The sequence below is a fragment of the Faecalicatena faecalis genome, from assembly GCF_012524165.2.
In the GTDB taxonomy this organism is placed as follows: domain Bacteria; phylum Bacillota; class Clostridia; order Lachnospirales; family Lachnospiraceae; genus Faecalicatena_A; species Faecalicatena_A faecalis.
In genome coordinates this window covers 27,911-40,577 of sequence record NZ_JABACJ020000025.1, presented here as the reverse complement: position 1 = coordinate 40,577, position 12,667 = coordinate 27,911, and the positions used below count along the sequence as shown (strand labels likewise).

The window sequence follows — 12,667 nt, the reverse complement described above, 5'->3', positions numbered from 1 at the left end:
TCAATGAAAATTAGTATTATGGCGATGGTAAGCCAGATGTCAGGCGGTATGTTGGTCACGCTTGAAATATTTTTTTCCACACTTTTGTTTTCCCTGCCGTTGGGATTGATTGTGGCATTCGGAAGGATGTCTAAGATCAAACCGATCCAGTGGATCACAAAAGCGTATATTTCTATAATGCGCGGTACCCCGCTCATGCTGCAGCTTATGGTAGTTTATTTCGGGCCGTATTACATATTTGGAATTCAGATTACTATGAGCTACAGGATCACAGCAACCTTGATCGCGTTTGCAATCAACTATGCGGCCTATTTTGCGGAGATATACCGCGGAGGGATCGAGTCCATGCCCGTCGGACAGTACGAGGCGGCAAAGCTTTTAGGCTACAGCAGAGTTCAAACTTTTTTCCGTATTATTTTCCCACAGGTGATCAAACGGATCATGCCTTCTGTAACAAATGAAGTCATTACTCTTGTAAAGGATACGTCCCTGGCATTTGCGATTGCGGTGGCAGAGATGTTTACCACAGCCAAACAGATCTCAACTGCACAGACCTCTGTAGTACCGCTGATTGCAGCCGGTGTTTTCTATTATATCTTTAACCTGGTCGTAGCGGTCATCATGGAAGGCATCGAGAAGAAGCTGAATTACTATCAATAGGAGGAAATGTCATGAGTTTGTTGGAGATGAAGCATATCAAGAAAAGTTTTGACGGCTTTGGAGTGGTGGAAGACATTTCCCTGACAGTGGAGGAAGGGGAGGTCCTTGCAATTATCGGCCCTTCTGGTTCTGGTAAATCCACACTTTTGCGCTGTGCAACGAATCTGGAGACGCCGGATGCGGGCGAGATCCATTACGAGGGGGAATATGGGCTGGTATTCCAGAATTTTAACCTGTTCCCACATTTTTCAGTATTAAAGAATATTACGGATGCTCCTATCAAGGTGCAGAAACGGAATAAGGATGAGGTATATAAAGAGGCAAGGGTCCTGCTTGAGAAGATGGGGCTGGCAGATAAGGAGAACGCCTATCCATATCAATTATCGGGCGGGCAGCAGCAGAGAGTATCCATCGCGCGGGCACTGGCTATGAATCCGAAAATTCTCTTTTTTGATGAACCCACCTCTGCTTTGGACCCGGAGCTGACAGGGGAAATCCTGAAAGTCATCAAGGATCTGGCAGCGGAGCATATGACCATGGTGATCGTAACACATGAGATGAATTTCGCAAGAAATGTGGCAGATCAGATTATTTTTATGGATAAGGGCGTCATTGCAGAACAGGGGACGCCGGAGGAGGTATTCAGTTCTGATAATACGAGAATGAGGGAATTCCTTGGAAAACTATCAGAAGAATATTGATAAATAGGCGATATAATATAAGTGATGCTTATATATAACTGCGAAAATAAATAATGAACATTAGATGATACAAGGCAGAGGGTATATTGATTTTCCCTCTGCCTTGTATTATAATCAGTGTGCAAGACCACAATTTTACCTGATACAAAAGATGGTCGTACTATATCAATCACGAAAAATACAAGAAGGATAGGTGTAAACGTATGAAAAAATTAGAGCAGCTTTACGAAGGAAAAGCAAAGAAAGTGTTTTCTACAGAGGATCCAGATATTGTAATCGTAGACTATAAAGATGACGCTACAGCATTTAACGGAGAGAAAAAAGGAACAATCGTTGGAAAAGGTGTGATCAACAACCGTATGACCAACTACATTTTTCAGGTCCTGGAAAAAGAAGGCGTGCCGACACACTATGTGGAGGAATTAAGCGACCGTGAGACAGCAGTAAAGAAAGTAGAGATCGTTCCGCTTGAGGTGATTGTGCGTAATGTGGCAGCAGGAAGCTTTTCTAAGAAGCTGGGAATCGAAGAGGGAAGAAAGTTACTTGCACCAACTCTGGAATTCAGCTATAAAGACGATGATCTCGGCGATCCGATGATCAACGATTACTTTGCAATTGCTATCGGAGCAGCAACAAGAGAAGAAATCGATAAAATCACAGAATATACATTTAAGGTAAATGATGTATTAAAGAAGTTCTTTGATGAGGCAGGCATTGAGCTGATTGACTTTAAGATTGAATTCGGAAGATTCCACGGAGACATCATCCTGGCTGATGAGATTTCACCGGATACATGCAGACTGTGGGATAAAGAGACTCATGAGAAGCTGGACAAAGACCGTTTCCGCAGAGACATGGGCAATGTAGAGGATGCTTATCAGGAAGTTTTCAAACGTATCGGCATCAAATAAGATAGAGAGATAAATCAATACCAGCCGCGTACCCAAATACGCGGCTGATATACAAATGGACAAAATTCAGGAGTATTCCCGGAACAATCATATATTAAGAAACGAATAGGAGATTACATTTATGAGTACGGATCGTTATGTCAGCCCTCTTTCTGAGCGCTATGCCAGCAAAGAGATGCAGTATATATTTTCACCGGACAAGAAATTCAGGACATGGAGAAGACTCTGGATCGCTCTTGCTGAGACAGAGAAGGAGCTGGGACTGAATATCACAGAAGAACAGATCGAGGAATTAAAGGCACATGCTGAGGATATCAATTATGATGTGGCGAAAGAGCGTGAAAAGGTAGTGCGCCATGATGTTATGTCACATGTGTATGCTTATGGTGTACAGTGCCCGAAGGCAAAAGGAATCATCCATTTAGGGGCAACTTCCTGCTATGTAGGAGATAATACAGATATCATCGTGATGTCTGAGGCATTGAAATTGGTCCGCACGAAGTTGGTGAATGTCATCGCAGAACTGGCGAAGTTCGCGGATGAATATAAGGCACAGCCAACTTTGGCTTTCACACATTTCCAGCCTGCACAACCGACGACTGTTGGTAAGAGAGCAACACTGTGGATGCAGGAATTTGAGATGGATTTAGAAGATCTGGATTATGTTCTTGGCAGCTTAAAGCTTCTTGGTTCTAAGGGAACAACAGGAACACAGGCAAGCTTCCTTGAATTGTTCGACGGAGATCAAGAGACCATCGACAAGATCGATCCGATGATCGCACAGAAGATGGGATTCAAAGCCTGCTATCCGGTTTCCGGGCAGACCTACTCCAGAAAGGTAGATACAAGGGTACTGAACGTACTGGCAGGAATCGCTGCAAGTGCACACAAGTTCTCCAATGATATCCGTTTGCTCCAGCACTTAAAAGAGGTAGAAGAACCATTTGAAAAGTCACAGATCGGTTCCTCTGCCATGGCATATAAGAGAAATCCGATGAGAAGCGAGAGAATTGCTTCCCTATCCAGATATGTGATGATCGATGCATTGAACCCTGCAATCACATCTGCGACCCAGTGGTTCGAGAGGACTCTGGATGACTCCGCTAACAAGCGTTTAAGTGTACCGGAAGGATTCCTGGCAATTGATGGTATCCTGGATCTGTGCTTAAATGTTGTGGATGGTCTTGTTGTATATCCGAAAGTCATTGAGAAACGTCTGATGTCCGAGCTGCCATTCATGGCAACCGAAAACATCATGATGGATGCCGTAAAGGCCGGTGGAGACAGACAGGAACTGCACGAGAGAATCCGTGAGCTTTCCATGGAAGCTGGAAAGAACGTCAAAGAAAAAGGCTTGGACAACAACCTGCTAGAACTGATCGCAGCAGATGAAGCCTTCAACATGAGCCTGGATGACCTCCAAAAGACGATGGATCCTGCAAAATACGTAGGACGTGCAAAAGAACAGGTGGAGGCATACTTAAAGAATGTCATTCATCCATTGTTGGAAGAAAACAAAGAAATCCTAGGCGTAAAAGCAGAAATTAATGTGTAGGTGAGGTTTTAGCTGCCGGGAGGGTTGATTTAAGTGGGTCGCTTTCGAAAAGCGGGACAAGACGGCGTCAGGGGTGCCTGCGCTGGTTGGAATACAGAGCGCTGCGATAAGCAGCAGTAAGAGAAAATACGAAAAATCAGGCGGAACCAGCCGGATTCACCGCCTACTCTGATGAGTAGACGGCTCAGCCGGCTTTAAAAGTTGTTTTGGAGAACAACTTTTATCCACCTGATTTTTTGTATTTTCCCTAACTGCTGCTAATCTCGCTAGATGTACTCCAACCAGCACAGGCACCCCTGGAGTCGTCTTGTCCCGCTTTTCGAAAGCTGCGCTCATCCAAGGTGGGCGGCAGATAAAATCTGCGCCGGTACGGGAGCGGGAGACCGGATGGTGATTGAGAGGCAGGAGGAAGAAAAATTGATGAATGATACAAAAGCATCCATCCATCTCCAGGTAGAATCTTCCACCTGGCGAATTAATCCGCTTCCCAGCCTAAGTTTCCCACCGATTACTAGGGGGCACTTCTGATTTGATGAGCCGAGCCGAAGAGGAAGGAGCAGGGCGGGGGTGTACCAGGGGAGGGGGACAGGCGGCATTCAGCGTGTGATTAGAAACACTTGGTGTCAAAGAGGAGAATCCTGTGGGCGCAGATTGATTACCGAATCAATCTGCGAGGACGGCTGAGCTGTGAAAGCATCGGCTTTCACAGTGAATCCGTCCGATCCCACAGGTTTCCCCTCTTTGACACCAAGTGATTCTTCACTAAGCGTCAGCCCCTGCCCCCCTTTCCTGGTACGCCCCCGCCCTGCTCCTTCCTCTTCGGCGTCCCCCTTTCACCTTTCATACTCCCCCCTCGTAATCATAAAAACTTTCTTGCGGCATTGGATGGGATGGGGTACAATGATAGAAAAGGAGGCTGATTATATGGCAGTATGGATTATTCTTATTATTGTAATCATCATTGTGATTTGGCTTGTGACTTCCTATAATGGATTTGTCACGCTGAGGAACAAGACAGAAGAGGCGTTTTCAGCAATGGATGTTTCGCTGAAAAAGAGATACGATCTGATTCCCAATTATGTGGAGACGGTCAAAGGATATGCGAAGCATGAATCAGGGACGCTCGAGAGGGTGATTTCTGCACGGAATGCTGCGATGAATGCTTCCACAGTGGAGGAAAAAATCGAGAAGGATAATATCTTAAGTGGTACTTTGAAATCACTGTTCGCATTGTCTGAGGCATATCCAGATTTGAAGGCGAACCAGAATTTCCTGCAGCTCCAGGAGCAGCTTTCACGGATTGAAGAGGAGATTGCAGGCTCCAGACGATACTACAACGGCGTGGTGAATCGCTTTAATACGAAGATCGAGATGTTTCCGGGGAATGTGGTGGCAGCGATCTTTGGATTTAAGAGGAAAGCACTGTATGAAGTGACAGAGGCAGACCAGAGAGAGAATGTGAAGGTTTCTTTTTAATCTCATCAAGGAGATCGTAAAGCGGATTGTACAGATCCGCTTTTCCATCTCTTTTGACAGAGAAAAGGAAAAGAGGGTAGTTTCAGACAGAGAGACAGGGAGATATGCTTATGAAAAGATACAGTAACAAGGCCATTCCTATGCTGATCTGGATTTTGATATGGCTGGTCGTGACGTATGGTGCCGGGTTCGTAGAATCTTTGGGAGCTTCCCAGACGGAGCTTCAGAATGATCCTAATATGCGGACCGATTATTTCAATACAGACATTGTGGTAAGGGAAGACCGGGCTTATGAGGTGACGGAACACATCGGAGTGGATTTTTTGGAGTCGCGCCATGGGATTTACCGTCATATTCCATATAAAGGTCTGGTCTATACGGCTGCAAAGGACGGCGGGAGCAAGGCGGTTCCGTACTATGCAAAGTTGACAGATATTAAGGTCAGTGAGGGATATACCATAGATTCGACGAATGGAAGTAAAGTTCTTAAGATCGGTTCGGAGAATTCTTATCTGTATGGTCCGAAAGAGTATCAGATCAGTTATACCTTTACCCCAAAAGTGCAGGAAAAGGGGTACAACGATGCCGTGTATAATGTCCTGCCGGGGCAATGGCAGAACCCGATTCCAGAGGGCAGTCGGTTTTCCGTTACATTTCCTAAGGAGTTCAACCGAAATGACCTTCGCTTTTACTATGGAAGTTATGGAGAAGACAGGGATGCACGGGAGGTCTTAAAAATCTCCTGGTCAGGGAATACGATGACCGGAATCTTGAAATCAGATTTAAAGCTTGGAGAGGGAATTACATTCCGAGTTCCGATGCAAGCAGGATATTTTACAAATGACGGCCGCCTGGACTTTCTTACATGGCTGCTGCTTGTACCAGGAGTCGTGATTTTCTTGCTGATTCTGCTCCTATTCTTCCTGTTCGGAAAGGATGAGCAGATGATTCCGTCCATTCAGTACCAGCCGCCGGAAGGACTGGACAGTGCTGCAGTTGGTTATATCATTGACGGAAAGGCACAGGACAAGGATATGCTTTCCCTGATTATTTACTGGGCAGATAAGGGATATCTTCGAATCGAAGAACTGGCTGACCATGAATTATGTCTGTATAAGCTGAACAGTCTGCCGCCAAATTCTCCGAATTACCAGCATACGATTTTTAATAAGCTGTTTGAAAAAGGAGACGAGCGCAAGATTAAGGATCTTCAGTATAAGTTCGCCGGCACACTTGATGTTGCCAAGACACAGCTTAAAGATTTCTTTCATACGCAGGGGAAAGATATGCTGTATACGCGGTCTTCCAAGATTTCGCGTTGGATTTCCACAGGCTTATGTACGCTTCCTATGGTCTGGTTCATCATTGTGACGGGAATTTATACGTATACGACTCTGGTCAGAGGAGTAGTGCAGTTGCTTTTATGGGGAGTGCTGCTGATCGGGGCACTTGTTTTCTGTATCAATATAGATGATTGGTATGCCAAAGGTGCAGCTTCCAGAAAGGGAACAGCGGCCGTTACATTAGGTGTTTGCTTTTTGTCAATGGCCGTTTACACAGGGAGCTATGTAGTGCGGGTCCGTCAGCGGGAAATATTTGATTTCACCTGGATTCTGGTGCTCCTCCTTCTGATGACTGGTGCGATGGTCGTGATGGCCGGATTCATGAAACGCCGTACCACGAAGTGCATCGAGTGGATGGGTAGGATTGCAGGATTACGGGACTTTATAGAGACTGCAGAGCTGGAACGTATGAATGAACTGGGGAAGACAGACCCACAGTGGTTTTATCATATCATTCCTTATGCCTATGTATTTGGGCTGTCTGATGTTTTTGCAGAAAAGCTGAAGAGTCTGGCCCTGCCGGCACCGCAATGGTATGCACCTTATCACAGTTATACATTCTTCGACTATTATATGTTTAACCGCTTGATGGTAAGCGGGTTGAATAAGACCGCATCGACGCTGGCAGTCACACGCCCGTCAGGTTCTGTCAGTACAGGATCAGGTGGATTCTCAGGTGGAAGCTTCGGCGGAGGCGGAGGATTTTCCGGCGGCGGCTTTGGCGGCGGAGGCGGCGGAAGCTGGTAGGACGAAGAACTGTCCATTTTAAGAAAATGTAAAGGAATGTTGCAAAATCGGTTGCAGGATTCCTTTTTCTTTTGTAAAATCTATAATCGTGGGTGTTTATTGGAAAATTATAGAAAATACAGGTGATTAAAATGGAATATTGTGCAGATGATTTCGAAATCGAAAGGAATAAGAGAAGATTTGCAAGGGCGGTCTATAAGACTTTGGCTGCCGTTTGTATCCTTGGTACAGCATGTGAGATGCCATCCATGGATGGAGAAGAAATAGCGGCAGTAAATGAAAGTGCAGTGGAAGAAAATGATAGAATGCGTGAAGGCAATATTTTTTCAGAATTATCAGTCAGCAGTTTGGGAGCGATCAAGCTTCCGAGGAGAAGTCTGAATGAGAGTTTAGAAAAATTGAAACAGGAGGGTCATAAGACGTCCGCTTTGCTTATGCCGCCAAGTTCAGGCAGATATACAGAGTGGGTGGACAGTTTATTTGATTCCTATACAGGAACAGAAATAACAGCAGAAATCCCGGAAGAAGGCGGAATAGCTGGCTCGGGAATAAGTCAGGCAGTCATAGATATGACAGAAAATGGCGGGATGTCTGGCACAGTGGGACAGGATATGCCGCCTGTTACACCAGAACATTCGACAGGACCGAACCATTCGATAGTGCCAAGTGTTCCAGACCAACCGGTCGCACCGGATACTCCCGATGTTCCGAATCATCCTGTGATTCCTGATATACCGGATGTGCCAGATTATCCAGATATTTCAGATACACCGGACAATCCGGATATCCCGGATGGTTCTGTGGTTCCAGAGGAACCAGATATTCCAGATACGCCAAATGAGCCGACAGTACCGGATTCACCGTCGGAGGAAGGGGATGCAGTTCCATCACCGCCAGGCGTTCTAATAAATGAAGAGGGAATGATCTATGGATTTTCGTCAGTGGAGGAGGTACTCATAGATGGGTATCTGGAACTGCCCGCCGAGGGATGTATTGGAATCTTAAGCAGTGCATTCGCAGGCATTGAGTCGGAGATTATGGAGATCCACGTTCCTACAAATATTACTTATATTGAAGAAGGTGCATTTTCTGGTATGCCGAATCTGTTCGGGATCTGGGTAGATGAAGGCAATCCCAGTTATTCCTGTATGGAGGGTGTGCTGTTCGATAAAGGTGTGACCACTCTTTTAGCATTTCCTGCAGGAAGGATCGGAGTCTATAATATGCCGGGGAGTGTGACCAGGCTTGCCGATTATTCACTTATGAATACAGGGTTAGGAAAACTTGAGATGAGAGCATGTGGACCAATCGAGATTGGAAGTGCAGTGTTTGGTGGAGGAAGTGGTAACGGCCTGGTCATCTTCGCACCATCCGATTATCTGACACAGTATGAGGAGGCTTTTGCAGGATTCGATGTCGTGATAAGAAAGTAATCTATCCTTCTGTCAGTTTTGGCGCATAGCTTGACAGCAAGTGCCAAGCTTGCGAGTGAACAATAACAAGTAATCATCAGAGTAATCTTAAGAGAAAGTCAGGGGTTCCACAAGGCAGAAATTTGTGTTAGAATGTCTAGGTGTTTGGAAGAAAGGGAGGGACGATTTTTATCGAGATTGAACTCTCTGAATGACTAAAAAGGCAGGACATACAATGATAGATTATAAACTTGTAATGAACACTGCCATATTGGCAGGAGAATTAATGCTGTGCAGCGGTGCGGAGACATACCGGGTAGAAGATACGATGAATCACATTCTGAATACGACCCATGCCCAGACCGTAGAGGTGAGCGTGATGATGACCGGAATCGTGGCAACTCTCGGGAATCCTGATATGGAACCGATTACTGCTACAAAACGGGTCCAGGAGCGGGGGACGAATCTGAATAGTATTATGGAAGTGAATGAGATTTCCCGGAGATACTGCGCTGGTGACCTGCCTTTGGAAGAGGCATATGAGAGGTTGCAAAAAATTGGTCCCAAGCAGTATCGTGTCTGGCTGTTCAATCTGGCGGTCATCATGGTATCGTCGGGATTTGCTCCGTTATTTGGAGGCGGTCTGATAGAAATGGCTGCAGCGATTGTTACAGGTGGAGTATTGGCACTTGTTATGACTGCTGGCAAGAAACTGCAGATCAGCGGGTTCATTCAGACATTGCTTTCTTCATTTGCAGTTGCCGTGTCAGCTATTTTATTAAAACAGGTGCTGCCTATGGTGGATGATAATATTATCACGATGAGCTCAATCATGCCTTTGGTTCCGGGGGTAGCAATCACTAATGCAGTCCGAGACACACTGCTGGGAGATTATATCTCGGGAGCCGCCAGAATTTTGGAGGCATTTCTGATTGCCGCTGCCGTAGCCTTAGGAGTAGGTACTGGAATGGCACTGATGGGTGTATTCTTTCCGGGAGGTGGTCTGGCATGATGTTTGTTCTAGGCGTATTGGGCTGTTTTGCCGCGGTATCGGCATTCGCGATTATCCTGGAAACTCCGCGTAAATATGTACTTCATGATGGAATTGTAGGCGGAATCGGGGGTTTTGTGTACTTGCTCAGCATCCAGATGGGGCAAGACGTAGTAATGGCATCGTTTCTCTCTGCGCTTGCGATTGCGTTGATGTCTCATACGTTCGCGAGGATTTTTAAGGCACCTGTGACTATTTTCTTGATTGCGGGAATTCTGCCGACTGTGCCGGGAGCGGGAATGTACAGAATCGTATACTACTTGATTGCAAATGACAGTGAGCGAAGCAGTTATTATCTGGTCCAGACACTCGAAGTTGCAGGAGTGATCGCACTGGCTATTTTTATCATGGATTCCATCTTCAAAGTGCGTATAAAAAAGACGGAGTCATAGCTATAATCACACGCTTTTGTTTGTTGAACAATTGCAGGTCTTGCTTTATAATAAAGGTAGGAAAAGAACCTGCGGCAATTGTTTGATGGAAATGAGAAAGGCGGGATGGGTATGCTGAGCAGTAATATCATACAAATGTTAGAAGATAGCAAGTATACGGTAGCCATGAGTGGGATTGAGATGCTTCACGAGAATGGATATTCCGGGTTAAGGGATGGAGAAGAAGCCTATGACATTGAACAGAAATATGGATACTCTGCTGAAGAGATTCTAAGCAGCACCTTTTATGCCACACGGAAAGAACTTTTCTTCGATTTCTATAAGAAGGAGATTCTTGCGCAGACGGAGATTCCTCCGGGAAAAGGGTATCTGAATTTACAGAAGTTGGAGGAGTACGGCCTGGTACAATGCGAGGTCAGTAAGAGGATCTTCGGTCTGTTAGAAAGGGCCGGATGCACACATGCAGTGAATCTGCATGGCTCCGTATATCACAATTTCTGCCCCCATTGTGGAAGAGAATATTCTTTGGATTATGTAAAGACGTCAAAGGGAGTTCCACTGTGCGAGAAATGTAAGACGCCAATCCGTCCGGGCATCTGCCTGTATGGGGAGATGGTGGATAATGGGGTGATGACCAGGGCAGCGGAAGAGATTCGCAAGGCAGATGTCCTTCTGGTCCTAGGAACCGGGCTTCATGCAGCTCTGTGTTATCGGCTCCTTCCATATTATACCGGAGATAAGCTGATTCTCATTACAAATAAAGAGCATTATTCTGATAAACTGGCCGATGTGGTGATCTATGGCAGAGTAGATGATGTACTGGAAAAACTGGTGAAGGAATATCAGACAAAATTAAAATAAAATAAGAAACAGAAAGTGGAGAAGAGAACATGAGTAAAGTAAGAACAAGATTCGCACCAAGCCCGACAGGGAGGATGCATGTAGGAAACTTAAGGACAGCATTGTATGCATATCTGATCGCAAAGCATGAAGGAGGAGATTTCATCCTGCGTGTGGAGGACACAGATCAGGAGCGTTTTGTAGAGGGCGCACTTGATATCATTTACAGGACCTTGGAAAAGACAGGGCTGATCCACGATGAAGGACCAGATAAGGATGCCGGCTATGGTCCATACGTACAGAGTGAAAGGAATGCATCCGGCCTGTATTTAAAGTATGCGAAGCAGCTCGTTGAGCAGGGCGATGCGTATTATTGTTTCTGTGATAAAGAAAGACTGGAGTCCTTAAAGACCTCCGTATCCGAGGATGGAACAGACATTGTCGTGTATGACAAGCACTGTCTCGGACTTTCCAAAGAAGAGGTCGAGGAGAATTTAAAGGCAGGGAAGCCATGGGTCATCCGCCTGAATGTACCGAATGAGGGAACGACGACCTTCCACGATGAGATTTATGGAGATATTACTGTTCCGAATGCAGAACTCGATGACATGATTCTGATCAAGTCAGACGGATTCCCGACTTATAACTTTGCTAATGTAATCGATGACCACCTGATGGAGATCACGCACGTAGTCAGAGGGAATGAGTATCTTTCCTCTGCACCAAAGTATAACCGTCTTTATGAAGCATTTGGATGGGACGTGCCAGTATATGTACACTGTCCGTTAATTACGGATGAGAATCATAAGAAGCTGAGTAAACGATGCGGCCATTCCTCCTATGAGGACTTGATCGATCAGGGCTTTGTATCGGAGGCTGTGGTGAACTTTGTTGCACTTCTGGGATGGAGCCCGGCGGATACGAGGGAGATTTTCTCTTTGGAAGAACTGGTGGAGGCGTTCGACTATCGTCATATGAGCAAGTCTCCGGCTGTATTTGATACCGTGAAGTTAAAATGGATGAACGGCGAATATTTAAAGGCAATGGATTTTGACAGATTTTATGAGATGGCAGAGCCGTACATGAAAGAGATCCTGACAAAGGATTATGACCTCAAAAAGATTGCTGGAATGATTAAGACCAGAATCGAGATTCTGCCGGATATCAAGGAGCAGATCGATTTCTTTGAGGAAGTGCCTGAATATGACATCCAGATGTATACACATAAGAAGATGAAGACAAATGCACAGACTTCTCTGGAAGTACTGACAGAGGTTCTTCCGCTGTTAGAGGTGCAGGAGGATTACAGCAATGATGCACTGTTTGAGACCTTAAAGGGATATGTGACAGAGAAGGGCGTCAAGATTGGATATGTGATGTGGCCGATCAGAACAGCAGTATCCGGCAAGCAGAATACTCCGGGTGGTGCTACAGAGCTTATGGAGGTTCTTGGAAAAGAAGAATCTTTAAAGAGAATCAAAGCAGCGATTGAAAAATTGAGTTAAGACCGTACGAAGGTTCAATCTGTCCGGGTGCAGGGAGTTTCCACTGCACCCGGCAGGTTTTTTAGAAGGAAAGA

Annotated in this window: 11 protein-coding genes; all 11 read left to right on the top strand. The window is 45.6% G+C overall.

Going from position 1 to position 12,667, the window contains the following annotated elements; all coding sequences use genetic code 11:
* The first annotated feature begins 3 nt into the window (after nt 1–3).
* The 11 genes from HGO97_RS19400 (at nt 4) to gltX (ending at nt 12,593) form a co-directional block, all read left to right on the top strand.
* Nucleotides 4–660 (top strand): amino acid ABC transporter permease, encoded by a 657-nt coding sequence (locus HGO97_RS19400; protein ID WP_216244526.1) that lies wholly within the window; start codon nt 4–6, stop codon nt 658–660.
* Between the two features lie 11 nt (nt 661–671).
* The gene (locus HGO97_RS19395) at nt 672–1,361 is read left to right on the top strand and encodes an amino acid ABC transporter ATP-binding protein (RefSeq protein WP_281420008.1); all 690 of its coding nucleotides are present in this window, start codon (nt 672–674) and stop codon (nt 1,359–1,361) included.
* A gap of 203 nt (nt 1,362–1,564) precedes the next feature.
* The gene (gene purC / locus HGO97_RS19390; protein ID WP_109729305.1) at nt 1,565–2,272 is read left to right on the top strand and encodes a phosphoribosylaminoimidazolesuccinocarboxamide synthase; all 708 of its coding nucleotides are present in this window, start codon (nt 1,565–1,567) and stop codon (nt 2,270–2,272) included.
* 121 nt (nt 2,273–2,393) lie between these two features.
* Nucleotides 2,394–3,827 carry an adenylosuccinate lyase gene (gene purB, locus HGO97_RS19385; RefSeq protein ID WP_216244525.1) on the top strand — a complete coding sequence of 478 codons (1,434 nt, stop codon included), beginning with the start codon at nt 2,394–2,396 and terminating at the stop codon, nt 3,825–3,827.
* Nucleotides 3,828–4,751: 924 nt separating this feature from the next.
* Nucleotides 4,752–5,303 (top strand): LemA family protein, encoded by a 552-nt coding sequence (locus tag HGO97_RS19380; protein WP_216244524.1) that lies wholly within the window; start codon nt 4,752–4,754, stop codon nt 5,301–5,303.
* 110 nt (nt 5,304–5,413) lie between these two features.
* Entirely contained in the window at nt 5,414–7,393 is a 1,980-nt protein-coding gene (locus HGO97_RS19375) for a DUF2207 family protein (RefSeq protein ID WP_246597605.1), read from the top strand.
* A gap of 131 nt (nt 7,394–7,524) precedes the next feature.
* Complete coding sequence (locus HGO97_RS19370) at nt 7,525–8,826, top strand: hypothetical protein (RefSeq protein WP_216244523.1); 1,302 nt, start codon at nt 7,525–7,527, stop codon at nt 8,824–8,826.
* A 214-nt stretch (nt 8,827–9,040) separates the two neighbouring features.
* Nucleotides 9,041–9,817, top strand: a complete 777-nt coding sequence (locus HGO97_RS19365; protein ID WP_246597603.1) for a threonine/serine exporter family protein — start codon at nt 9,041–9,043, stop codon at nt 9,815–9,817.
* On the top strand, nt 9,814–10,248 hold the full coding sequence (locus tag HGO97_RS19360) for a threonine/serine exporter family protein (protein ID WP_216244522.1): 435 nt from the start codon (nt 9,814–9,816) through the stop codon (nt 10,246–10,248). The genes HGO97_RS19365 and HGO97_RS19360 overlap by 4 nt, the downstream gene beginning before the upstream one ends.
* Nucleotides 10,249–10,359: 111 nt before the next feature.
* Nucleotides 10,360–11,109: an SIR2 family NAD-dependent protein deacylase gene (locus HGO97_RS19355; protein WP_216244521.1), complete on the top strand. Its 750-nt coding sequence runs from the start codon at nt 10,360–10,362 to the stop codon at nt 11,107–11,109.
* A gap of 29 nt (nt 11,110–11,138) precedes the next feature.
* Nucleotides 11,139–12,593 carry a glutamate--tRNA ligase gene (gene gltX, locus HGO97_RS19350; protein WP_216244520.1) on the top strand — a complete coding sequence of 485 codons (1,455 nt, stop codon included), beginning with the start codon at nt 11,139–11,141 and terminating at the stop codon, nt 12,591–12,593.
* The last annotated feature ends 74 nt before the right edge of the window (nt 12,594–12,667 follow it).